Annotated in this window: 15 protein-coding genes and 1 pseudogene; 3 read left to right on the top strand and 13 right to left on the bottom strand. The window is 70.8% G+C overall.

Annotated features, from left to right (window positions below; all coding sequences use genetic code 11):
* Window positions 1-10 precede the first annotated feature (10 nt).
* Entirely contained in the window at window positions 11-2,140 is a 2,130-nt protein-coding gene (locus B086_RS0135625; protein WP_018571222.1) for a S9 family peptidase, read from the top strand.
* A gap of 177 nt (window positions 2,141-2,317) precedes the next feature.
* Here the strand turns inward: B086_RS0135625 and B086_RS0135620 are convergent, their stop codons facing one another.
* The 13 genes from B086_RS0135620 to B086_RS0135560 all read right to left on the bottom strand — a co-directional run bounded on the left by B086_RS0135620 (window position 2,318) and on the right by B086_RS0135560 (window position 20,298).
* Window positions 2,318-3,343, bottom strand: coding sequence for an ABC transporter ATP-binding protein (locus B086_RS0135620; RefSeq protein ID WP_018571221.1), 1,026 nt, complete (start codon window positions 3,341-3,343; stop codon window positions 2,318-2,320).
* Complete coding sequence (locus B086_RS0135615) at window positions 3,336-4,310, bottom strand: ABC transporter ATP-binding protein (protein WP_026253119.1); 975 nt, start codon at window positions 4,308-4,310, stop codon at window positions 3,336-3,338. The genes B086_RS0135620 and B086_RS0135615 overlap by 8 nt, the downstream gene beginning before the upstream one ends.
* Window positions 4,311-4,318: 8 nt before the next feature.
* Window positions 4,319-5,317 carry an ABC transporter permease gene (locus tag B086_RS0135610; RefSeq protein ID WP_018571219.1) on the bottom strand — a complete coding sequence of 333 codons (999 nt, stop codon included), beginning with the start codon at window positions 5,315-5,317 and terminating at the stop codon, window positions 4,319-4,321.
* Window positions 5,310-6,233 carry an ABC transporter permease gene (locus B086_RS0135605; RefSeq protein WP_018571218.1) on the bottom strand — a complete coding sequence of 308 codons (924 nt, stop codon included), beginning with the start codon at window positions 6,231-6,233 and terminating at the stop codon, window positions 5,310-5,312. Before B086_RS0135605 ends, B086_RS0135610 begins: the two co-directional genes overlap by 8 nt.
* A gap of 6 nt (window positions 6,234-6,239) precedes the next feature.
* Window positions 6,240-7,862, bottom strand: a complete 1,623-nt coding sequence (locus B086_RS0135600) for a peptide ABC transporter substrate-binding protein (RefSeq protein ID WP_018571217.1) — start codon at window positions 7,860-7,862, stop codon at window positions 6,240-6,242.
* 202 nt (window positions 7,863-8,064) lie between these two features.
* The gene (locus B086_RS0135595; protein WP_018571216.1) at window positions 8,065-9,213 is read right to left on the bottom strand and encodes an ABC transporter ATP-binding protein; all 1,149 of its coding nucleotides are present in this window, start codon (window positions 9,211-9,213) and stop codon (window positions 8,065-8,067) included.
* The gene (locus B086_RS0135590; protein WP_018571215.1) at window positions 9,206-10,264 is read right to left on the bottom strand and encodes an ABC transporter ATP-binding protein; all 1,059 of its coding nucleotides are present in this window, start codon (window positions 10,262-10,264) and stop codon (window positions 9,206-9,208) included. Before B086_RS0135590 ends, B086_RS0135595 begins: the two co-directional genes overlap by 8 nt.
* A gap of 11 nt (window positions 10,265-10,275) precedes the next feature.
* Window positions 10,276-11,223, bottom strand: a complete 948-nt coding sequence (locus B086_RS0135585) for an ABC transporter permease (protein ID WP_018571214.1) — start codon at window positions 11,221-11,223, stop codon at window positions 10,276-10,278.
* Complete coding sequence (locus B086_RS0135580) at window positions 11,216-12,148, bottom strand: ABC transporter permease (RefSeq protein ID WP_026253118.1); 933 nt, start codon at window positions 12,146-12,148, stop codon at window positions 11,216-11,218. The genes B086_RS0135585 and B086_RS0135580 overlap by 8 nt, the downstream gene beginning before the upstream one ends.
* Before the next feature lie 171 nt (window positions 12,149-12,319).
* The gene (locus tag B086_RS0135575) at window positions 12,320-13,942 is read right to left on the bottom strand and encodes a peptide ABC transporter substrate-binding protein (protein WP_026253117.1); all 1,623 of its coding nucleotides are present in this window, start codon (window positions 13,940-13,942) and stop codon (window positions 12,320-12,322) included.
* 612 nt (window positions 13,943-14,554) lie between these two features.
* Window positions 14,555-16,471 (bottom strand): translational GTPase TypA, encoded by a 1,917-nt coding sequence (typA, locus tag B086_RS0135570; RefSeq protein ID WP_018571211.1) that lies wholly within the window; start codon window positions 16,469-16,471, stop codon window positions 14,555-14,557.
* 164 nt (window positions 16,472-16,635) lie between these two features.
* The gene (locus B086_RS0135565; RefSeq protein ID WP_018571210.1) at window positions 16,636-18,807 is read right to left on the bottom strand and encodes an ABC transporter family substrate-binding protein; all 2,172 of its coding nucleotides are present in this window, start codon (window positions 18,805-18,807) and stop codon (window positions 16,636-16,638) included.
* 213 nt (window positions 18,808-19,020) lie between these two features.
* Complete coding sequence (locus tag B086_RS0135560) at window positions 19,021-20,298, bottom strand: hypothetical protein (RefSeq protein ID WP_018571209.1); 1,278 nt, start codon at window positions 20,296-20,298, stop codon at window positions 19,021-19,023.
* A 230-nt stretch (window positions 20,299-20,528) separates the two neighbouring features.
* On the opposite strand from B086_RS0135560, the gene B086_RS0135555 reads away from it, so the two are divergent.
* Together B086_RS0135555 and B086_RS41580 are read left to right on the top strand one after the other, a co-directional pair.
* On the top strand, window positions 20,529-22,055 hold the full coding sequence (locus B086_RS0135555) for a hypothetical protein (protein ID WP_199790812.1): 1,527 nt from the start codon (window positions 20,529-20,531) through the stop codon (window positions 22,053-22,055).
* 88 nt (window positions 22,056-22,143) lie between these two features.
* Window positions 22,144-22,811: pseudogene (locus tag B086_RS41580) on the top strand (protein phosphatase); the annotation flags it as partial.

The raw sequence follows: 22,811 nt of genomic DNA, 5'->3' as shown, positions 1-22,811 counted from the left end.
TGGTCTTGCCATGACGACCGAGCCTGACTCCTTCCCCCGACAGCACGCGCGCACCCAGCGGTTCACGCTCGGCGCGCCGCGTGCCTTCACTGTCGCTCCCGACGCCTCACGTGTGGTTTTCCTGCGCTCCGACTCCGGTACGGACCGCGCCAGTTCGCTGCGGGTCCTGGACCTGGACGGGTCCGGGGAGCGGGTGGCCGCCGACCCCCGCGCCCTCCTCGGCGGTGCCCTGGAGCACCTCTCGCCCGAGGAACGCGCCCGCCGTGAGCGCACCCGCGAGGGCGGCGCCGGCATCGTCGGATATGCCACCGACAAGGCCGTGGAGCTGGCCTCCTTCGCCCTGTCGGGACGGCTGTTCACCGCCGGGCTGCGCACGGGCACGGTGCGTGAACTGACCGTTCCGGGACCGGTGATCGACCCCCGTCACGCGCCGGACGGACGGCACGTCGCCTACGTCGCCGGGGGCGCGCTGCGCGTGGTGGGCGCCGGGGGCGAGGACGACCGGGCGCTCGCCGAGCCCGAGTCGGAGACGGTGTCCTACGGCCTGGCGGAGTTCGCCGCGGCCGAGGAGATGGGCCGCCACCGGGGCTTCTGGTGGTCCCCGGAGTCGGACCGGCTGCTGGTGGCGCGCGCCGACGACGCGCCGGTGCAGCAGTGGTGGATCTCCGACCCGGCCCACCCCGGCCGGGAGCCCGCCCGGGTCCGCTACCCGGCGGCGGGCACCCCCAACGCTGACGTACGGTTGTTCGTGATCACCCTGGACGGGTCCCGCACGGAGATCTCCTGGGACCGCTCCCGCTACCCGTACCTGGCACGTGTGCACTGGTCAGCGGCGGGAGCGCCGCTGCTGCTCGTGCAGGCGCGGGACCAGCGCGACCAGGTCTGCCTGGCCGTCGACCCGGAGTCCGGCTCGACCCGGATGGTGCACGCGGACGAGGACCCAAGTTGGCTTGATCTTTTCCCCGGTGTGCCGTGCTGGAGCCCCTCCGGGCAGCTCGTGCGGATCGCGGACGAGGGGGGCGCGCGGTTGCTCGCGGTCGGCGAACGCCCGCTCACCGGGGCTCAGTTGCACGTACGTGCGGTTCTCGACGTCACCGCGGACGACGTGCTCGTCTCCGCCTCGGCGGGCGAGGAGGCCGCCGAGCCGGAGATCGGCGAGACCCATGTCTACCGGGTCAACGAGCTGGGCGTGGAGCGCGTCAGCCGGGAGCCCGGCGTGCACACGGCCGTGCGCTCGGGGGACGTGACCGTGCTGGTGTCGGCGGAGCTGCACCGGCCGGGCTCGCGGGTCCGGGTGCTGCGGGGCGGCGAACAGGTCGCCGAGATCGCCTCGTACGCCGAGACGCCCGGTATCTCCCCGCGCGTGACCCTCACCGAGGGGGGCGCACGCCGAATTCCGTGCGCCGTGCTTATGCCTACGGACTACCCCCGTGACACTGCCGCGGCCGCCCCCCTGCCCGTCCTCCTCGACCCCTACGGCGGCCCGCACGGGCAGCGGGTGATGGCGGCGCACAACGCCTACCTCACCTCCCAGTGGTTCGCCGACCAGGGCTTCGCGGTGGTCGTCGCCGACGGCCGCGGCACCCCCGGCCGCTCCCCCGGCTGGGAGAAGGCGATCCACCACGACTTCACCGTCACCCTGGACGACCAGATCGAGGCTCTCCAGGACCTCGCGAAGACCCATCCGCTCGACCTGGACCGGGTGGCCGTCCGCGGCTGGTCCTACGGCGGTTACCTCTCCGCGCTGGCCGTGCTGCGCCGCCCGGACGTCTTCCACGCGGGCATCGCGGGCGCCCCGGTCACCGACTGGCGCCTCTACGACACCCACTACACCGAGCGGTACCTCGGCGACCCGGCCGCGGACCCGGCGTCGTACGCGCACTCGTCCCTCGTCACCGACGACGGCCTGACCGAGCCCGCCGAACAGCACCGGCCGCTGATGATCGTGCACGGCCTCGCCGACGACAACGTGGTGGTCGCCCACGCCCTGCGGCTCTCCTCCGCCCTGCTCGCCGCCGGCCGCCCGCACGAGGTGCTGCCGCTGTCCGGGGTCACCCACATGACTCCGCAGGAACAGGTCGCGGAGAACCTGCTGCTGCTCCAGGTCGACTTCCTCAAGCGGTCGCTCGGCCTGGACTGACCCGGCAGGGCGGCGGGCCGGGCGCGCCTCCCCCGCAGGGGACGGCGCACCCGGCCCGCCCACGGCACCCGCACGGCCGTACCCCGGCAGCCTCCCGCACCCGTGTGTCGGCCCCGGGTCGGCCGTGTTGCCACCGCGTCAACGCCACCGCCGCTCACCCCCTGCCCCTCTCACCCCTCACCCCCTCACCCCCTGCCGCTCCGCCGCGAAGTGGCAGGCCGAGTCGTGGGCGGCCGGGCCGGTGGTGTGCCGGAACTCGGCGGGGACCGCGAGCAGCGGGACCTCCAGGGCGCAGCGCTCGCGGGCCTTGAAGCAGCGGGTGCGGAAGCGGCAGCCGGAGGGGACGGCCGCCGGGGACGGCACGTCGCCGGTGAGGATGATCCGCTCGCGGCGCTCGCGGGCCTCCGGGTCGGGCACCGGGACCGCCGACAGCAGCGCCTGGGTGTACGGATGCGTCGCGTGGTCGTAGATCTGCTCGTCCGTGCCGGTCTCCACGATCCGGCCCAGGTACATGACCCCGACCCGGTCGGAGATGTGCCGGACGATGGACAGGTCGTGCGCGATGAAGACGTAGGAGAGGTCGAACTCCGCCTGGAGGCGTTCCAGCAGGTTGATCACCTGGGCCTGCACGGAGACGTCCAGCGCGGAGACCGGTTCGTCGGCGACGATGACCTCCGGGCGCAGGGCCAGGCCGCGGGCGATGCCGATGCGCTGGCGCTGACCGCCGGAGAACTGGTGCGGATAGCGGTTGATGTACTCCGGGTTGAGCCCGACGACGTCCAGCAGCTCCTGCACCTTGCGCCGCCGGTCCCCCTTCGGGGCCACCTCGGGGTGGATGTCGTACGGCTCGCCGATGATGTCACCGACCGTCATCCGCGGGTTCAGCGAGGTGTACGGGTCCTGGAACACCATCTGGATGTTGCGGCGCACCGCCTTCAGCGCGCGCCCGGACAGCCTGGTGATGTCCTCGCCCCGGAAGCGGATCGCCCCGGCCGTGGGCCGCTCCAGCTGGCACAGCAGCTTGGCCACGGTGGACTTGCCGCAGCCGGACTCCCCCACGATGCCCAGCGTCTCGCCCCGGCCGAGGGCGAAGTCGACGCCGTCGACGGCCTTGACCGCGCCGATCTGCTTCTTGAACAGGATCCCCTGGGTGAGCGGATAGTGCTTGACCAGCCCGGCGACCTCCAGCAGCGGTTCAGGCATCCAGGCACTCCCTCCAGAAGTGGCAGGCGGACCCGCGCCGGGCACCGGCCTCGTGGAGCGGCGGTACGTCGGTGCGGCACACGTCCCGGGCCATCGGGCAGCGCGGGTGGAAGGCGCAACCGGCGGGGATCCGGGTGAGGTTGGGCGGCAGACCCTTGATCGCGTACAGCTCGCGGCCCTTCTGGTCCAAGCGCGGGATGGACTCCAGCAGACCCCGCGTGTACGGGTGCGCGGGCCGCTTGTACAGCTCGTGCACCGGCGCCCGCTCCACGATCCGGCCGGCGTACATCACCGCGATCTCGTCCGCGACGTCCGCCACCACCCCGAGATCGTGGGTGATCAGGATGAGGCCCATGCCGAACTCGCGCCGCAGCTCCGCGAGCAGGTCCATGACCTGGGCCTGGACGGTCACGTCGAGCGCGGTGGTCGGCTCGTCCGCGATGATCAGGTCCGGCTCCAGGGCCAGCGCCATCGCGATCATGATGCGCTGGCGCATACCGCCCGAGAACTGGTGCGGATAGTCGCGTACGCGCTGCGCTGCGGCCGGGATGCGCACCCGGTCCATCAGCTCCACCGCCCTGGCCCGCGCCTCCCTGCGGGACAGGCCCCGGTGCACGGTGAACATCTCGGCGAGCTGGTCGCCCACGGTGAGCACCGGGTTCAGCGAGGACAGCGCGTCCTGGAAGATCATCGCGATCCTGGCGCCGCGGACCGCGCGCCGCTCCTCCTCCGGGAGCTTCAGCAGGTCGCGGCCCTGGAAGAGGATCTCGCCGCCGGTGATCCGGCCGGGCGGCATGTCGAGGATGCCCATGATCGCCTGCGCGGTCACCGACTTGCCGGAGCCGGACTCGCCGAGCACGGCCAGGGTCCGGCCCGCGTCCACCTCGTAGCTGACCCCGTTGACGGCGTGCGCGATCCCGTCCCGGGTGCGGAACTCCACGTGCAGATCACGGACTTCGAGCAGCACGGCGGCCGTCACCTCAGCTTCGGGTCGAGGGCGTCGCGGACCGCGTCGCCGAGCATGATGAACGCCAGGACGGTCACGGCCAGCGCACCGGCGGGCCACAGCAGGGCGTGCGGGGCGTTGCGGACGTAGGGGGAGGCGGCGGAGATCTCGATGCCCCAGGACACACTGGGCGGCTTCAGGCCGACGCCCAGGTAGGACAGGGTGGCCTCCAGGGCGATGTACGTGCCCAGCGCGATGGTGGCGACCACGATCACCGGGGCGACGGCGTTGGGCGCGATGTGCCGCAGCAGGATCCGCGTGTCGGAGGCGCCCAGCGCGCGGGCGGCCTGCACGTAGTCGTGCTGTTTGGCGGTGATGACGGAGCCGCGGGCGATGCGGTAGATCTGCGGCCAGCCCAGCAGCACGATGAAGCCGACGACCGGCCAGACGGTGTTGCTGGTGACCACGGACAGCAGGACCAGCCCGCCGAGCACGACCGGGATGGCGAAGAAGATGTCGGTGACGCGGGAGAGCACCGCGTCCCAGGCACCGCCGAAGTAGCCGCCGAGGGCGCCGAGCACCGAGCCGAGCAGGGCGACACCGAGGGTGGCGCAGACGCCGACGGTGACGGAGGCGCGGGCGCCGTGCACGGTGCGCGTGTAGACGTCGCAGCCCTGGCCGTCGAAGCCGAAGGGGTGTCCGGCCGAGGGACCGTCCTGGGCCTTGGCCAGATCGCAGACGAGGGGGTTGCCGGGGGCGATCAGCGAGGGCCAGACCGCGATGACGACCAGGAAGCAGATCACCAGCGCGGAGACCAGGAAGACCGGGTTGCGGCGCAGGTCGCGCCAGGCGTCGGACCACAGCGAGCGGGGCCGCTCCGTCGGTCCGGCGCCGTCCGCGCCGCCGTCCGGGCCCGGTGCCAGGGTGGCCGCCTCGCTCGCCGCGAGGTCCATCCCGCCGCCCATGCCGGTCCCCGCGACGGCGCCCTCGGGCTCGAACGGCTGCGGCTGCGGCGGCTGCTCAGGCATAGCGGATCCTCGGGTCGAGTACGGCGTACAGCAGGTCCACGAGCAGGTTGGCGACCAGGAAGACCAGGACCAGGACGGTGACGAAGCCGACCACGGTCTGGGTGTTCTGCCGCAGGATGCCCTGGTAGAGCTGGTAGCCCACGCCGTGGATGTTGAAGATGCGCTCGGTGACGATGGCGCCGCCCATCAGCGCCCCGATGTCGGTGCCGATGAAGGTGACCACGGGGATCAGCGAGTTGCGCAGCAGGTGCCGTACGACGACCCGGCGGCGGGGCAGGCCCTTGGCGACGGCGGTGCGGACATAGTCGGCGCGCCGGTTCTCCGCGATGGAGGTGCGGGTCAGCCGGGTGACGTAGGCCAGCGAGACGGAGGCCAGGACCAGGCCGGGCACGATCAGTTCGTCGAAGGACGCCTCGGGCGGCACGGACGGCCGGATCCACCCCCACTTGACGCCGAGCAGCAGTTGCAGGAGCAGACCGGTGACGAAGGTGGGCACGGAGATCACGACGAGGGTGAGCAGCAGCACGCCGGTGTCGACGGGACGGCCGCGCCGCAGCCCGGTGACCACGCCCAGGGTGATGCCGATGACGATCTCGAAGACGATGGCGACGATCGTCAGGCGGATCGTCACCGGGAAGGCGGCGCCCATCAGTTCGGTGACGGGCTGGCCGTTGAAGGCGGTGCCGAAGTCGCCGGTGAAGACGTTGCCCATGTAGGTCGCGTACTGCTGCCACAGCGGCTTGTCGAGGCCGAACTCCCGCTTGAGCTGGGCGGCCGTGGCGGTGTCGCAGGCGCGTTCGCCGCACAGCCCGGCGACCGGGTCGCCCATCACGTTGACCATGAGGAAGATCAGCAGGGTGGCCCCGATGAAGACGGGGATCATCTGGAGCAGGCGTCTGACGACATAGCGTCCCATGGCGGCTCAGCCGACCTTGATCTCGTTGTAGACGGGCACGCTGAACGGGTTGAGCGCCACGTCGTGCAGCCGCTCCGAGTAGCCGGCGCTGCCGTTCTGGTACCAGAGCGGGATGGCGGCCATGTTGTCCCGGACGACGCCCTCGGCCTGCTGGAAGAGCTTGATCGCGGCGCCCTTGCCGCTCTCCGCGTTGGCCCGGTCGACGAGTCGGTCGAACTGCTTGTTCGACCACTTCCCGTCGTTGGAGGAGGCGTCGGTGTAGTACAGCGGCTGGAGGAAGTTCTGGATGAGCGGGTAGTCCATCTGCCAGCCGGCCCGGAAGGGGCCCGGCATCCGGTGCTGGGAGATCTGGTTGCGGAAGTCGGCGAAGGTGCCGACCGGGTTGCCGACGCACGCGCGGTCGTTGCCGAGCGCGTTGTTGATGGAGTTGCACACGGCGTCCACCCATTCCTTGTGCGAGCCCGTGTCCGCGTTGTACGTGATGCGCACCTGGCCGCCCGGCAGTCCGCCGCCCTCCTTGACCAGCCTGCGGGCCGTGGCCGGGTCGTACGCGCACGCCCGGCCGCACAGCCCCGCCTGGAAGCCTCCTTCGGTGCCGAGCACCGGTGAGGTCCAGTCGGTGGCGGGGGTGCGGGTGCCGCGGAAGAGGGTCTTGGTGATCTGCGCGCGGTCGATGGCCATGGACAGGCCGGTGCGGACCTTGCGGGCGCCCTCGGTGTTCCACGCCTTGTCGTAGAAGGGGAAGGCGAGGGTCTGGATGATGCCGGCCGGGGTGTTGATGTAGCGGCCGTCCAGGTCCTTGGTGACGTTCTTGAGCTGGCTGGCGGGGATGTCGTCGACCAGGTCGAGGTTGCCGGCCAGCACATCGGTGTACGCGGTGTTGTTGTCGGTGTAGACGAGCAGCGTCACGCCCTCGTTCAGCGCCTTGTCGGGCCCCGGGTAGGCGGCCCACTTCTTCAGGTACATCTGCGCGCCCTTGGTGTAGGACTCGATGGTGTACGGGCCGTTGCCGACGGGCTTGGCGAGCCAGCCCTTGTGGTCGGTGAAGAAGGTGCGGGGCAGCGGGGCGAAGGCGGCGTAGCCGAGGGTGTCGGGGAAGGTGGAGAACTTCTGGTTGAGGCGCACGGTGAAGGTCCGCGGCCCGGTCACCTTCAGCCCGGACAGGGTGTCGGCGCGCTGGCCGCCGCTGTCGGGGTGGACCTGGTCGTAGCCGTCGATGTAGCCGAAGAAGTACGCGTTCTTCTGGTTGTTGCGCAGGCTCGCGCCGTAGTTCCAGGCGTCGACGAAGGAGCGGGCGGTGACCGGCTCGCCGTCGCTGAACGTCCAGCCGGGTCTGATGGTGACCGTGTAGTTCTGCGAGTCGGTGGTCTCGATCCGCTCGGCGAGCATGTTCTCGGCCTTGCCGGTGCGCGGGTTGTACCGCTTCAGCCCGCGGAAGACCATGTCGAGGACCTTGCCGCCCTGCACCTCGTTGGTGTTGGCGGGCTCCAGCGGGTTCTGCGGGTCGCCCCAGGAGGAGCTGAGCACCCCGGCCCCGGCCCCCGTCGTGCTGCCGCACCCGGCGGCCAGCAGCAGCGCCGCCCCCGCCAGCGCCGCACCGGCCCACCGCACACGGGTGCCTGCACGCATGGGCGCCTCCTCGGATACGGGACACGGCTCGGTCCGGCCGACGACTCGGCACACATATCAGCACATAAGCCGCATATATCCGGGATGCCTCACCGCGAGCGGCCCGACTCCAGCCGGATGCACGCCCGTCGAAGCGCGGAAACGCCGGATCCCGGCACCCTGGAGGGGGTACCGGGATCCGGTGGTGGTGCCGTGGTGGGAGCTACGCCGCGTGGACGATGTCCTTCTCCTCGGCGAAGTGGCAGGCCGACTCGTGGGCCGCCAGGCTGTCCGCGCCCTTGAAACGCTCGGGGATCGCCAGCAGCGGGACCTCCTCGGCGCACTTGTCCTGGGCCTTCCAGCAGCGGGTGCGGAAGCGGCAGCCCGAGGGCGGGTTGGCCGGGGACGGCACATCGCCGGTGAGGATGATCCGCTCGCGGTGCTCACGGGCGTCCGGGTCCGGGACGGGGACCGCCGACAGCAGCGCCTGGGTGTACGGGTGCGTCGGGTGGTCGTAGATCTGCTCGTCCGAGCCGATCTCGGCCATCTTGCCCAGGTACATCACGCCCACGCGGTCCGAGATGTGCCGGACGATGGACAGGTCGTGCGCGATGAAGATGTAGGACAGGTTGAACTCGTCCTGGAGGCGCTCCATCAGGTTGATGACCTGTGCCTGCACCGACACGTCCAGCGCCGAGACGGGCTCGTCGCAGATGATGATCTCGGGGTTGAGCGCGAGGCCGCGGGCGATGCCGATGCGCTGGCGCTGACCGCCGGAGAACTGGTGCGGATAGCGGTTGATGTACTCCGGGTTGAGCCCGACGACGTCCAGCAGCTCCTGCACCTTGCGCCGCCGGTCACCCTTCGGGGCCACCTCGGGGTGGATGTCGAAGGGCTCGCCGATGATGTCACCGACCGTCATCCGCGGGTTCAGCGAGGTGTACGGGTCCTGGAACACCATCTGGATGTTGCGGCGCACCGCCTTCAGCGCACGCCCGGACAGCTTGGTGATGTCCTGGCCCTTGTAGAAGATCTCGCCCGCGGTCGCCCGCTCCAGGTTCATCAGGAGCTTGGCCACCGTCGACTTGCCGCAGCCGGACTCGCCCACGATGCCCAGGGTCTCGCCCTGGTACAGGTCGAAGGAGATGCCGTCGACGGCCTTGACCGCGCCGACCTGCTTCTTGAACAGGATGCCCTGGGTGAGCGGGAAGTGCTTCACCAGGTTGCGCACCTGGAGGATCGGCTCGCCGCGCTGGACCGGCGCCTCGATGGCGTCGACCGCCTCGTCCTCGCTGCGGGCCTCGACGACGTCCACCTCGGAGACGTTCGGCGTGGCGTCCGGCTGCCCGTCGTTCTTTCTGAGCTCAGCCATGGATCGTCTCCTTCCAGAAGTGGCAGGCCGAGGCACGGCCCGGCAGCTCGCCGCCGTCGCGCTCGGTGACCGCCAGCAGCTCCGGGATATCCGTACGGCAGATGTCCTGGGCCTTGGGGCAGCGCGGGTTGAAGGCGCAGCCGGTCGGTACGCGCAGCAGGTTGGGCGGCAGGCCCTTGATCGCGTACAGCTCCTGGCCCTTCTGGTCCAGGCGCGGGATCGAGTCCAGCAGACCCCGCGTGTACGGGTGCGCGGGCCGCTTGTACAGCTCGTGCACCGGCGCCTGCTCGACGATCCGGCCCGCGTACATCACCGCGATCTTGTCCGCGACGTCGGCGACCACACCGAGGTCGTGGGTGATCAGGATGAGGCCCATGTTGTACTCGCGCTGGAGCTCCGCGAGCAGGTCCATGACCTGGGCCTGGACGGTCACGTCGAGCGCGGTGGTCGGCTCGTCCGCGATGATCAGGTCCGGCTCCAGGGCCAGCGCCATCGCGATCATGATGCGCTGGCGCATACCGCCCGAGAACTGGTGCGGATAGTCGTTGACGCGCGCGGCGGCGGCCGGGATCTTCACCCGGTCCATCAGGTCGATGGCCTTGGCCTTGGCGTCCTTCTTGGACAGGCCCTGGTGGACGCGGAACATCTCGCCGAGCTGGTAGCCGACGGTCAGCACCGGGTTCAGCGAGGACAGCGCGTCCTGGAAGATCATCGCGATCCGGCGGCCGCGGATCTTGCGGCGCTCCTCGGCGGCCATGGTCAGCATGTCCTGGCCGCGGAAGCGGATCTCGCCCTGCGGGATCTTCGCCGGCGGCATGTCCAGGATGCCCATGATCGCCTGCGCGGTCACCGACTTGCCGGAACCGGACTCGCCGAGCACGGCCAGCGTCTCACCGGCGCTCACGCTGTAGTTGACGCCGTTGACGGCCCGCACGACACCCTCACGGGTGTGGAACTCGACGTGCAGGTCGCGCACGTCGAGCAGTGGCCCGCCGTCCGCCCCGCCGTCGCGCGGCGACGGCACCGGGGTGACTTCTTCGATGGTGGTCACGTACGCCTCCCTCAGCGCGTCTTCGGGTCGAGGGCGTTGCGGACGGCCTCACCGAGCATGATGAACGCCAGCACCGTGATGCTGAGCAGGATCGACGGGTAGAGCATGATCCACTGGGCCACGCGGATCGAGTTGCCGCCGTCGGAGATGTCGTTGCCCCACGAGGCGCCGTTCAGGCCGAGGCCCAGGAACGACAGCGTGGCCTCGGCGCCGATGTAGACACCGAGCGAGATGGTGGCGACGACGATCACCGGAGCCACCGCGTTGGGCAGCACATGACGGAAGAGGATGCGGTTGGTCCCGGCGCCGAGCGCCTTGGCCGCCTGCACGTAGTCCGTCGACTTGACGGTGATGACCGCACCGCGCATCACACGGGCCGTCTGCGTCCAGCCGAGGAAGGCCAGCGCCAGGATGACGACCGGGATGGTGCGGTCGGTGAAGGCGTTCAGCAGGACGAGCGCGCCGAGCAGGAACGGGATGCCCATGAACATGTCGGTGACCCGGGACAGCACCGCGTCGATCCAGCCGCCGAAGTAACCGGCGAGCATACCGATCAGACCGCCGAGCACGGTCACCGCGAAGGTGGTGCCGCCGCCGACCAGCAGCGAGGCGCGGGCGCCGTAGATGGCGCGGGCGTAGACACTGCGGCCCTGGGCGTCGTAGCCCAGCCAGTCGGCCGAGAAGACCTTCCCGTACTGCGGGTGCGCCAGGTAGTGCCCGGCCAGGTCCTTGTTGTTCGGGTCCCCGTCGGTGAACAGGCCCGGCCAGGCGGCCATCAGGAGCAGCAGCAGGATCAGCAGGGCCGAGACGATGAACACCCAGTTGGTGCGCAGGTCCTGCCAGGCGTCGCCCCACAGGCTGCGGGTCTTCTCCGCCTTGGGCTGCGGCAGTTCGCCGCCCGCGGCTGCGGTCGCGGTGGCGCCGGCGGCTTCGTCCGCGGACTTGGTCAGCTCAGGCATAACGGATCCTCGGGTCCAGAACCGCGTAGAGCAGGTCGACGATCAGGCTGCAGAAGAGGTACACGAGGACCAGGATGGTGACCAGTCCGACGAGCGTGGTGCCCTCTCGGCGCACGATCGAGTCGTAGATGGTGCCGCCCACGCCGTGGATGTTGAAAATGCCCTCCGTGACGATCGCGCCGCCCATCAGGGCACCGAGGTCGGTGCCGAGGAAGGTGACGACCGGGATGAGCGAGTTGCGCATCAGGTGCACGCCGATGACCCGGCGCTTGGGCAGGCCCTTGGCGATGGCGGTGCGCATGTAGTCGGCGCGCAGGTTCTCCGCGACCGAGGTGCGGCTCAGCCGTGCCACATAGGCGAGCGAGGCGCTGGCCAGCACGATGGCGGGCAGGATGAACTGGTTGAGGTCGGTCTCGTCGGTGACCGACGGTTCCAGCCAGCCCAGGTTGATCGCGAACACCGTCTGGAGGATGTAGCCGAGCACGAAGACCGGCACCGAGATCAGCAGCAGCGTCACGAAGAGGATGACGGTGTCGGCGGCCTTGCCCGCGCGCATGCCGGCGACGACGCCGAGCACGATGCCGACGACGGCCTCGATGGCGAAGGCCAGACCGGCCAGCCGCAGCGTCACCGGGAACGCCTCACCGAGGATGTCGGTGACCGGGCGGCCGCTGGCGATCTGGTCACCGAAGTCGGCGTGCAGGATGATGCCCCGCATGTAGTCCCAGTACTGGACCAGGACCGGCTTGTCGAGACCGTACTCGTGCCGCAGCGAGTTGATCACCTGCGGCGTGGTGGCCTTGTCCCCGAAGAGCCCGCGCACGGGGTCGCCGGGCAGAGCGTAGACCATCAGGAAGATCAGCAGGGTTGTCCCGATGAAGACCGGGATCATCTGGAGCAGTCGTCGTGCGACATAGCGCCCCATGGTGCCTCCATGTCAGTCACAGCGGCAGGCCCTTTTCGCCCCATACGAGCGGCTTCCCAGCGGAATTCCGTACGTACGCGGTGAAAAGGGCCCCCCGGCCGTTCGTCGGCCGCTGCCGTGCCGCACCCTGTCGAAAGGGTGCGGCACGGCACACGCTGTCGTCGTCAGCGGTTACTTCTTGACCTCAACGCCAGTCAGGATCGGGTCACCCTGCTGGTCGTACTTGACGTCGTTGACCTTCTCCGAGTAGCCCGCGTTGACCTTGTAGTACCAGAGCGGGATGCTCGGCATGTAGTTCGGCAGCTGCTTCTCGACCTGCTGGTAGAGCTTCTCCGACTCGTCCAGCGTCTTGGCGGCGTCGGCCTTGGCGATCAGGTCGTCGACCTCCTTGCTCTTGAACCCACCCTGGTTGCCGTCGGCCTTGGAGCCGAACAGGTCGCGGATGAAGTTCGAGATGAAGGGGTAGTCGAGCACCCAGCCGGAGCGGTAGAGCGACTTGACCTGGTGGTTGTCACGCGCGTTGGTGTCGGCCTGGAAGTCGGCCTTCGAGTCGCCCGTGCACGCCACGCCGGTGGCCTTGGTGATGGAGCCGCAGACGGCCTCCACCCACTCCTTGTGACCGCCGTCCGCGTTGTACTGGATGGAGATCTTGTTGCCCGGGACGCCGCCGCCGTCCGCGATGAGCTGCTTCGCCTTGGCCGGGTCGTACTTGGTGATGTCACCGACGGCGTTCGGCTGGTAGCCCAGGACGCCCTTGGCGACCCAGCCGGTGGCCGGCTCACGGGTGCCCTGGAGGACGGTCTTGGTGATGGTGTCGCGGTCGATCGCCATCGACAGGCCCTGGAGGACCTTGACGTTGACGTTCTTCCACTGCGGCGCGTAGAAGGCCACGGCGATGGTCTGGATCGCCGAGTACGACTGGTCCACCGCGCGGTCGCCGAGGTCCTGCTTGTAGACCGGGAGGTCACGCGGGGCGACCTGGCGCATCACGTCGAGGTTGCCGGACTTGAGGTCCTGGTAGGCCGTCTCGAGCTTGGCGTAGTTCTTGAAGACCACACCGCCGTTCTTCGCGGCGTTCGGACCCTTGTAGTCGTCGTACTTGGCGACCTCGATCGACTGCTTGTGGCGCCAGCTGACGAACTTGTAGGGGCCGTTGCCGATCGGGTGCTCGCCGGCCGCCTTCGGGTCCTTGTAGAAGGACTCCGGCAGCGGGTCGAAGACCTCGTAGCCGAGCTTGTACGTGTAGTACGGGATCGGCTTCGACAGGGTGATCGTGAAGGTGTTGTCGTCGACGACCTTCAGACCGGACATCTTGTCGGCCTTCGGCTTGCCGCTGGCCGGGGCGACGTCGTCGTAGCCCTGGATGTCGGCGAACCACGCGCTGTTGGTCTGCTTGTTGGCCGGGTTCGCGGCCCAGTTCCACGCCTTGACGTAGGACGTGGAGGTGACGGGGGTGCCGTCGTGGAACTTCCAGCCCGGCTTCAGCTTGACCGTGAAGGTCTTGTTGTCCGTGGTGTCGACCGACTGGGCGTTCACCATGACGATCTTGCCGCTGGAGTCGTAGTCGACGAGCCCGGAGAAAATGGACTTGATGACGATGCTGCCGTTGGACTCCATGGTGTTCGCGGGCTGCAGCGGGTGCTGCGGCTCGCCCACCTCGACGGAGAACTTCCCGTTGGGGTCGGCCGCGGCCTTGCTGTCGCCGCCCTTGTCACCACCGCCGCCACAGGCCGTCGCGCCCAGCGCCACAACCGCGGCTATCGCAACCCACTTGGCGCTCTTGGCACCACGCATGGGGCTCCTCCTCATGAGTCCATTGGTTCACCGCATGGAGGGGCACTTGACGCATCACCGTTACCGGTGCCTGAAATGCTCAGGTGCCCCCTGGCTCGTGAGTCGGCGCCTCCATCAGCGCGTGACCCGTTGATCCGAGCTCTACGCGCCTAACTATCTGCCATCCGAACCGTACCGAACCACACCTTCCAGGTCTCGGTTCGATCACACCTGCCGTGTACTTCTTCCAAAATCCGGACAAAGGGTTTGGTGAAAGATCCCTGCGAAACGGACTTGTTACACAACTATCGGGCGAGACTGTCCGCATAGCGGACAAGGTGTGGTGGAAAACCGGTTGCACCGGAGGGCGGGGCGAGCACGCCTGCGGCCCGGCTCGACCGGGGGCCGAGGACAGACCGGCGCGATGACTCGGCAAGCCGTAGATTCCGGTCACTCTAACAATGGCGCGAACCGCCGCAGGCGACACCGGAAAGACCGGCCCCGGTTGTAGGGAAAACCCTGTACGGACCTGACACCCGGCCCCGCGAGGACGGACGCGGCGGGCCCGCCCGGCGTGCTGCCGGGCGGGCCCTGGGTGCCGTGGGCGGCCGGCCGTCGGGGACCGGCCGCGGCTCAGCCGTGCTTGGCCCGGCTGGCGGCGCGGGCGCGGTCGCGCGCGTCCAGGCTCACCTTGCGGATACGGACCGCCTCCGGGGTCACCTCGACGCACTCGTCGTCGCGGCAGAACTCCAGGGACTGCTCAAGAGAGAGCTTGCGCGGCGGGACGATGGACTCGGCCACATCGGCGGTCGAGGACCGCATGTTGGTGAGCTTCTTCTCCTTGGTGATGTTGACGTCCATGTCGTCGGCGCGGGAGTTCTCACCGACGATCATGCCCTCGTACACCTCGGTGCCCGGCTCCACGAAGAGCACACCGCGCTCCTGGAGGTTGGTCATCGCGAAGGCGGTGACGGCACCGGAGCGGTCGGCGACCAGCGAACCGTTGTTGCGGGTGGTCAGCGTGCCGAACCAGGGCTCGAAGCCCTCGTGGATGGAGTGGCCGATGCCGGTGCCGCGGGTCTGGGTCAGGAACTCCGTACGGAAGCCGATCAGACCGCGCGAGGGCACCACGAACTCCATGCGGACCCAGCCCGAGCCGTGGTTGGACATGTTGTCCATCCGGCCCTTGCGCACACCCATGAGCTGCGTGACCGCGCCCATGTGCTCCTCGGGCACGTCGACCGTCATGCGCTCGACCGGCTCGTACGTCTTGCCGTCGACGTCCTTGGTGACGACCTGCGGCTTGCCGACGGTCAGCTCGTAGCCCTCGCGGCGCATGGTCTCCACCAGGATGGCCAGCGCCAGCTCACCGCGGCCCTGCACCTCCCAGGCGTCCGGGCGCTCGGTCTCCAGCACGCGCAGCGAGACGTTGCCGATCAGCTCACGGTCCAGGCGGTCCTTGACCTGGCGGGCGGTGACCTTGCGGTCCTTGACGGCCGCCTTCGCGTCGGCGCCCTTGCCGGTGCCGCCGCGGCCGACCAGCGGCGAGGTGTTGGTGCCGATGGTCATGGAGATCGCCGGCTCGTCGACCGTGATCAGCGGCAGCGGGACCGGGTTCTCCGGGTCCGCCAGCGTCTCGCCGATCATGATGTCGGGGATACCGGCGACGGCGCAGATGTCACCGGGGCCCGCCTTCTCGGCGGGCTTGCGGGTGAGCGCCTCGGTCATCATCAGCTCGGAGATGCGCACGTTCGACACGGAGCCGTCGCGCTTGATCCACGCGACCGTCTGGCCCTTGCGCAGCTCGCCCTGCTCCACGCGCAGCAGCGCGATACGGCCGAGGAAGTTGTCCGCGTCCAGGTTGGTGACGTGCGCCTGGAGCGGCAGCTCCTCGTCGTAGGTCGGGGCCGGGATGTGCTCCAGGATGGTGGAGAAGAACGGCTCCAGGCTGTCGGAGTCGCCCGGGACCGTGCCGTCGGCCGGCTTGGTCAGCGAGGCGACGCCGTCCCGGCCGCAGGCGTAGACGATCGGGAACTCGATCTGCTCCTCGTCGGCGTCCAGGTCGAGGAAGAGGTCGTACGTCTCGTTGACGACCTCGTCGATCCGGGAGTCCGGGCGGTCCGTCTTGTTGATGCACAGGATGACGGGCAGGCGCTGCTGGAGCGCCTTGCGCAGCACGAAGCGGGTCTGCGGCAGCGGGCCCTCGGAGGCGTCGACGAGCAGCACGACACCGTCGACCATCGACAGACCGCGCTCGACCTCGCCGCCGAAGTCGGCGTGGCCGGGGGTGTCGATGATGTTGATCGTGATGGGGTCCCCGCCGTCCTTGGGGTGATACTTCACCGCCGTGTTCTTGGCGAGGATCGTGATGCCCTTCTCACGCTCCAGGTCGTTCGAGTCCATCATGCGGTCGTCGACGGAGTCGAGCTGATGGGCGGCGAAGGCACCGGCCTGCTTCAGCATGCCGTCGACGATGGTCGTCTTGCCGTGGTCGACGTGGGCGACGATGGCGACGTTTCGAATGTCGTGACGTGTTGCGGACACGGCCATAGTGAGGCGTACTCCCGGAGTGTGCGGACGGCTGCGCGTACGTCCTCGGTACACGCGCCCTGCCGGGCTGAACACGCCACGGCCTCACCCCATCGTACGGGTGCGCCGCCCCGGGGGCCTGCGCGGCCGGGTGCGGGACGCTCCCGGCCGGCCCCCGCGCCCCGCTACGAGGACGCTCCGGACGGCCCCTTCGCGCCCTTCCTCAGGTAGCCCATGTCCTCGTAGACGGGGGTCTGGAAGCCGAAGGCGCCCACGTTGGCCAGGGTGTCGCGGACCGCGACGAGCTGGGGCCGCTGGTAGAGCGGGATGGACCCGGCGCTCGCCCAGATCCGGGCGTCGGCCTTGCGCACCAGGTCGCGCTCCCGGCCCTCGTCCAGGGTGGCCAGGGCCTGGTCGAAGAGCTGGTCGACCTGGTCGGTGCCGACCCGGGTGTAGTTCTGCTGCACGTTCAGGGAGCCGTCGGCGGCCGGGACGGGCTTGGCGTACACCGGGCGGGCGTCGGTGGCCGGGTAGGCGGAGGCCGGCCAGGAGTACAGGGCCAGGTCGTACTGGCCGGCGGCGATGTGGTCGCGGAAGTAGCTCTCGTCCGGGACCTTGGTCACGTCCGTGGCGATGCCCACCTTCTCCAGCATGGCCGTGATCCGGTCGGCGACCTTGCGCAGCGTCTCCGAGCCCGGCCCGGAGGGCAGGACGAAGCGGAGCGTGAGCGGCTTGCCGTCCTTGGCCAGCGGCCCGGCCACCGTGCCGGCCGGGGCGGCGGTGCCCCGGGGGGCATACGCGCCGGGGGCGCCGTCCTGGGCGAGCTGGCGCGTCCTGGTGCCGTTCTCGGCGCTCTCCTCGTCGCGGGGCCTGCCCTTGCCGTCGCCGTTGTGCTCGATGTCGTCGTTCACCCCGACGATGTACGTGCCCTCGCCGTCACCGTCCGCTTCCTTGTGCCCCTGGGCACCGGCCGCCTTCTCGCCCTTCTTCTGCTTGTCCTGCTCCTTGCCCGTCCCGGCCACCCAGCCGGCGTCGGCGAGCAGCGCCTTGGCCTGGGCGGTGTCCTGGCCGCCGAGCGCGTCGCTGCTGTCGGCGTAGGCGGCCTGCCCGGACAGGGCGAGGTGGCTGCCGACCGGGGTGGCGGGCAGGCCCAGCGGCTTGAGGACGATCTCGGCGAGCTCCTTGCGGTCCAGGGCGTGCGCCACGGCGTGCCGGACGCGCTCGTCGGCGAGCGGGCCGCCGGCGCCGTTCAGCGCGAGCTGGGTGAAGGCGGGCTCCAGGGATTTACGCACCTTCACCCCGCGCAGCGCGTCCTGCTGGCGGAGATAGGTCGTGAGCGCGCCGCGGCCCTCGGCCAGGGCGCGGCGCTCGCGCCCGGCGGCCTTCTCGTCGGAGCCGTGCACCAGCGCCCAGGAGCGCAGCGCCTTGGCGGCGGTGCGCCCGCCGGCCGGGCCCTGGAAGGGCGAGCTGCCCTGGGCGCCGTCGGCGAGGGTGATCCGGTCGGCGTCGGCCGGGTCGATGTCGGCCACGTCCACGGTGCCGTCGGCGAGCGCGGCGGCCCGCTTGTCGCGCGCCACCTGGTGCAGCACGATCTCGTTCAGCTTGGCCGGGTGGCCCCACCAGCGCGGGCTGCGGGCGAGGACCACCTCCTTCTCCGCGGTGTCGATCTTCTGCACCGTGAAGGGCCCGGCGCTGACCTTGAGCTTCTTGCGCGCCCCGTCGTTGAAGTCGTTGGCGGTGCCGGTGACGTCCTTGGGGTACAGCGGCGAGAACAGCGACTGCCAGTCCGCGTAGGGCCGGGCGAAGGTGACCCGGACCTCCAGGTCGTTGGCGCCGCGCTCGACCTTCTCGATGCGGTCGTAGCCGGCGTTGCGCGCGGTCCAGTACGCGGAGTCCTTGCCGGACAGGGCGCGCCACTGGGCGGCGAAGTCGGCGGCGCCGATCTCCCGGCCGTCGCTCCAGACGGCCTGCTGGTTGAGCCGGTAGACGACGACCTGCCTGGGCTCGGTCTCGACCACCCGCGCGGAGTCGAGGTAGTCCGCGTCGCGCTGCGGCCGGCCGCTGGCGTCGAGGCGGAACATGGCCGGCAGGACCGCCTGGGCGATCCGGGTGGTGCTCGCGTCGGCGTCCGCCTGGAAGGTGTTCAGCGTCTCCGGCATCGTGTCCACCGCCCAGCGCAGCGTGCCGCCGTCGGTGACCTGGGCGCGGGCCGCGGGGGCGATGTCCTGCCCGGCCAGCGGTCTGCTGCCCTCGTCGTCCGAGCCGCAGCCCGCCAGCAGGGGCACCGCCAGGGCGCCCGCGGTCAGGAAGGCGACCGAGCGCATGACCGCGCGGGGCCCGACACCGTCGTACGACATCTGTGCTACCTCCGGGGAGCCGCTCCCGCCGGTGGGCACGGGCCGCGTGCTGCTCGTGCCCGGTGAGGCCCTGTCCTGCTGGCCCTGTCCTGCTTGTGCGCATTCGGCGGTATAGGTGGCGTAGGGCATATTTGGAACTGATCAGATCTATGGCCCCACTGAAGAGGAAAGCGTCCGCCCCCGGGCGGCGACACGGCGGGAGGCGGGCGAAGGTCACTCGGGTGGAGCAGTGCGGGCCCAGCCCTCGCGGTAGGCGGTCCAGTCCGCCTCCGTCGCCGCGAAGTCGACGTACAGCGCGACACCGAAGCGCACGCGGTCCGCGTCCGTGCGGGACAGGCCGAGGCGGACGCCCCGGACGGCGGCGGGCACGGTCTCGGCGTGGTCCCAGTGGCCGAACCGGTTCTCGTGGAAGAAGGGCAGGCCCATCAGCAGATCGGTGGTGGGCGGGGTGGCCTCCAGGGCGAGCGAGGTCTGCTGGGCGACATAACCGCCGTACAGGCTCTGCAACGGCTGCATGGTGTCGTACGACATCACCGCGATCTGGTCGACCCGGCGCGCGACCTCGCCGAAGTACGCCTGCGACCACCATTTGGGGTGGCCGGTGAGGGTGCCCCACACGGAGTGGAAGGCCGGGAGCGGGTCGATCTGGTGCGCGGCCACCGACAGGACGGCGCCGCGGGCGTGGGTCAGGGCGCGCAGGTCGTCGAGGAGGCCGAGGTAGTCGCGGTCGCCGGAGTGCAGCGGCTCCAGGTCGAAGTGGGCGCCCTCGAAACCGGCGGCCAGCACCGCCCGGGTGGACTCGACCACCGCCGCGCGCGTCGCCGCCCGCTCCAGCCGCAGCCCGTCCGGGCTCTCGGTGGCCAGCACGTCCCCCAGCCACGCCTGCACCCGCACCCCGGGCAGCGCCCGGTGCACGGCCGGTATCAGGCGGGCCGCGCCCCGGTACGCCGACGCGGGCAGCGTCCCGTCGTGCTCCAGCGGGCCCGCGTGCACGTACAGGTCGCGGATGCCGGTCCCGCGCAGCCGCGCGGCCAGCGCCTCGATGTCGGCGTCCTTCTTCCGCCCGTCCACCCAGGCGTGCCCCAGCCAGATCGCGTCCTGGCCCCGGGTGCGGGTGCCCTCGGCCGGGTCGCCCGTGTAGTTCACCCGCAGGGCGGTCTCGGCGGCGAGGAGCGGGAGGAGAAGGACGAGGGCGACGGCGAGGAGGGTGCGGCGGGCGCGGCGGAGGGTGCGGGAGCGGGGGGTCTGCTTGTGGGGGGACTTCTTGTCGGGGGTGGGGTCGGAGGTGGGCTTGTCGGGGGCAGGCTCGTCGGGGGTGGGGGCGGGGGCGGGGGTGTCCGTGGCGGTGTCCGTCGTCTCCTCCGGCTGGGCGGCCGTCCTGTTGCCGCCGTCGTCTCTGCCGCCGTCTCTCCCGTCGTCTCTGCCGCCGTCTCTCCCGTCGTCTCTGCCGCCGTCGCTGCCGTCCGTGGTGCGGTCCGTGCTGTTCTCCATGGCGCTGTTCCGAGCCCTTCCGCGTTGCCGTGTCCGCCCGCCCGCCTCCGTCCCCACCGGTGCCGCGGCCCCGGTCGCGGGCCCGCGTCGGCGGTCATACGCTCCCGAACGTGACGTCATCCCCGGCCCGCGGGGTCCTGCCCCGCCGCGCGATCCCGCACCGGTGCGGGCGGGCGGCGCGGGCCGTGCTGGGCAGCGTGGCGGGGCTGGTGTGGCTGGCGCTTCCGGTGATGACGATCAACAACGGCACCGCGGTTGCGGCGGCACCGCGCTCCGGGCCCGGCCCGGCCGCGACCGCCACCGCCGCACCCGGGCAGGACGAGACGTCGGGCGCCGACCTCGTCCTGCCGCTCGCCGCGGTGGGCGCGGTGGCGGTGGGCGCCGGGTACGGGTACGTACGGCGCACCCGACGGGCCCGGACCCGTACGACACCGGGCGGCGGCCACGGCGAACCCGCCGAGGCCCGGGGACTCGACGAACTCCCCGAGGCCGAGGAGCGGGCGCGGCGGTCGCTCGTCATGGCCGACGACTGCGTACGCACGAGCCGTGAGGAACTCGCCTTCGCCGAGGCGCGGTTCGGCGGCGCGGCCGTGGCGCCGTTCGCCGCGGCCGTGCGGGAGGCCGGGACGGAGCTGGCGGCGGCCTTCGCCCTGCGACGGCCGCACGGCGACCGGACCGCTGCGACCGCTGCGACCGCTGCGACGGACCCGGCCGGGCCGCCGCAGGTGTGGGCCGGGGTGATCGGGCACTGCGAGGAGGCCGGCCGGGTGCTGGACGCGGCGGCGGGCGACTTCGACGACCTGCGGGGCCTGGACCGGGGGGTCGGCGGGGCGGTGCAGGTGGCGGAGACCCGCTTCCGTGAGCTGGCGGGCCGCACGGCGGCGGCGGAGTCCGTACGGGCCGGTCTCGCACACCGCTACGCCCCCTCCGCGTCGGACCAGGTGACGGGCCACGCCGAACAGGCGAAGGACCGCCTGATGTTCGCCACCGTCCATCTCAACCAGGCACGCCAGGCCGCCGATCGGGACGAACGCGGCGCCGCCATCGCCCATCTGCGCGCAGCCGAGGGCGCGGTGGCGCAGGCGGCGGTGTTCCTCGACGGCATCGAGCGTCTCGCCGCCGCGCTGGACGAGGCAGCGGCCCTGGTCCCGGCCGCGCTGAGCGGGGCGGAGGCGGAACGGGCGGCGGAGGCGGGGACCGCTCTGCCGGGTGTACCGGCCGGTGAGACGCGCTCCCGCGTGCTGCACCTGGACGGCGTACTGGCCTCCGTACGGCAGGAGTTGGCGTCCGGGCGGCCGTACGATCCGCTCGACGCCCTGCGCCGGATCGTCGCGGCGGCGGCTCCGCTGGGGGCGGGGCGTACGGGCGTCCTGTCGGCCGCCGCGCTGCTCGTGGCCCGCAGCGCCGTCGCCGCAGCGGCCGACGTCGTCACGACGCACCGGGGCGTGGTGGGGCCGGAGGCCCGTACGACGCTGGCCGAGGCGGAACGCCTGCTCGCCGCCCCCGGATCCACCGTCGGCCTGCTGTCCGCCGACGCCCTCGCCCGCGCGGCGCGCGAACGTGCCGAACAGGACGTCCGCTTCCACGGAAACCCCTGCGCCGACACGGACGTTGGCGCCGCCGGTACCGCCGGTGCCGCCGGTGCCGCCGGTGCCGTCCTCGGCGGCATCCTGCTCGGGCCCTCCCCTACGGCCCCGCCCGCGAGTTTCGGCGGTCCGCGTACACGGGCGCGTCACGGCGGCGGCCGCAGCTCCTGACACCCCGTGACCCTTATTTGTATGATGATGAGATCTTGACGCGAGTCGGCCTGCTCGGACGGGGCCGACGAACGGGGGGCAGTGCATCGTGATCAAGCCTGAGGAGATTCCGCAGTTCACGGGTGATCTGGGGCTGCTGGAGAAGGCGTACGGGAACCTGAAGGCGGACGCGGGCCATTTCCGCTCGACCGGCCAGGACGTCCATACGAAGTTCCAGGGACTGTCGGCGTATTACACGGCTCCGGAGGCGGAGCAGTTGTTCGCGTCGACGAAGCCGGTGCAGGACCGTGCGGACACGTTCGCGACCGGTCTGGAGTCCGTGTCGGGAGCGTTGTCGGGGTACGCGACGGAGATCCGTCCTCTCGTCAAGAAGCTGGAGGACCTGAAGGACGAGGCGACGACGTTCGTCAATTCGGTGAAGGATGACGACGACTGGCAGTACGACGGTGACAAGGTCGACCGTCACAACCGGATCCGGGACGAGATCACGCGGACGGTCGCGGCGTTCTGGGCGGCGGAACGCACCTGCCACAACAAGATCACCGCGCTCTTCCCCGGCGGCACCCAGATGGTCGCNGGGGACGGNTCNGACCGCGAGAACCAGTACGGGTTCNACGCNGANGACCTGAAGAACGCGAAACTCCCCTGGGGCGACCCGGTCGAGGAGAAGCACCACGTGTGGGAGGTCGGCCACTGGATCAAGTCGTTCGTGTGGGACGGCCTGATCGTGGACGGTGTGTGGGGCACGATCAAGGG

Origin of the sequence: Streptomyces sp. PsTaAH-124, from assembly GCF_000373685.1 — a bacterium.
In the GTDB taxonomy this organism is placed as follows: Bacteria; Actinomycetota; Actinomycetes; order Streptomycetales; family Streptomycetaceae; genus Streptomyces; species Streptomyces andamanensis.
Note: the sequence above shows the minus strand (reverse complement) of the source record. Positions and strands in the feature narration are given on the sequence as shown.

Bases quoted from the DNA above. Each gene is read 5' to 3' on its own strand.
- B086_RS0135620 (WP_018571221.1), bottom strand. From the start codon at position 3,343: ATGCCTGAACCGCTGCTGGAGGTCGCCGGGCTGGTCAAGCACTATCCG.
- B086_RS0135600 (WP_018571217.1), bottom strand. From the start codon at position 7,862: ATGCGTGCAGGCACCCGTGTGCGGTGGGCCGGTGCGGCGCTGGCGGGG.
- B086_RS0135585 (WP_018571214.1), bottom strand. From the start codon at position 11,223: ATGCCTGAGCTGACCAAGTCCGCGGACGAAGCCGCCGGCGCCACCGCG.
- B086_RS0135625 (WP_018571222.1), top strand. From the start codon at position 11: ATGACGACCGAGCCTGACTCCTTCCCCCGACAGCACGCGCGCACCCAG.
- B086_RS0135580 (WP_026253118.1), bottom strand. From the start codon at position 12,148: ATGGGGCGCTATGTCGCACGACGACTGCTCCAGATGATCCCGGTCTTC.
- B086_RS0135560 (WP_018571209.1), bottom strand. From the start codon at position 20,298: ATGGAGAACAGCACGGACCGCACCACGGACGGCAGCGACGGCGGCAGA.
- typA (WP_018571211.1), bottom strand. From the start codon at position 16,471: ATGGCCGTGTCCGCAACACGTCACGACATTCGAAACGTCGCCATCGTC.
- B086_RS0135610 (WP_018571219.1), bottom strand. From the start codon at position 5,317: ATGCCTGAGCAGCCGCCGCAGCCGCAGCCGTTCGAGCCCGAGGGCGCC.
- B086_RS0135605 (WP_018571218.1), bottom strand. From the start codon at position 6,233: ATGGGACGCTATGTCGTCAGACGCCTGCTCCAGATGATCCCCGTCTTC.
- B086_RS0135555 (WP_199790812.1), top strand. From the start codon at position 20,529: ATGACGATCAACAACGGCACCGCGGTTGCGGCGGCACCGCGCTCCGGG.
- B086_RS0135575 (WP_026253117.1), bottom strand. From the start codon at position 13,942: ATGCGTGGTGCCAAGAGCGCCAAGTGGGTTGCGATAGCCGCGGTTGTG.
- B086_RS0135595 (WP_018571216.1), bottom strand. From the start codon at position 9,213: ATGGCTGAGCTCAGAAAGAACGACGGGCAGCCGGACGCCACGCCGAAC.
- B086_RS0135565 (WP_018571210.1), bottom strand. From the start codon at position 18,807: ATGTCGTACGACGGTGTCGGGCCCCGCGCGGTCATGCGCTCGGTCGCC.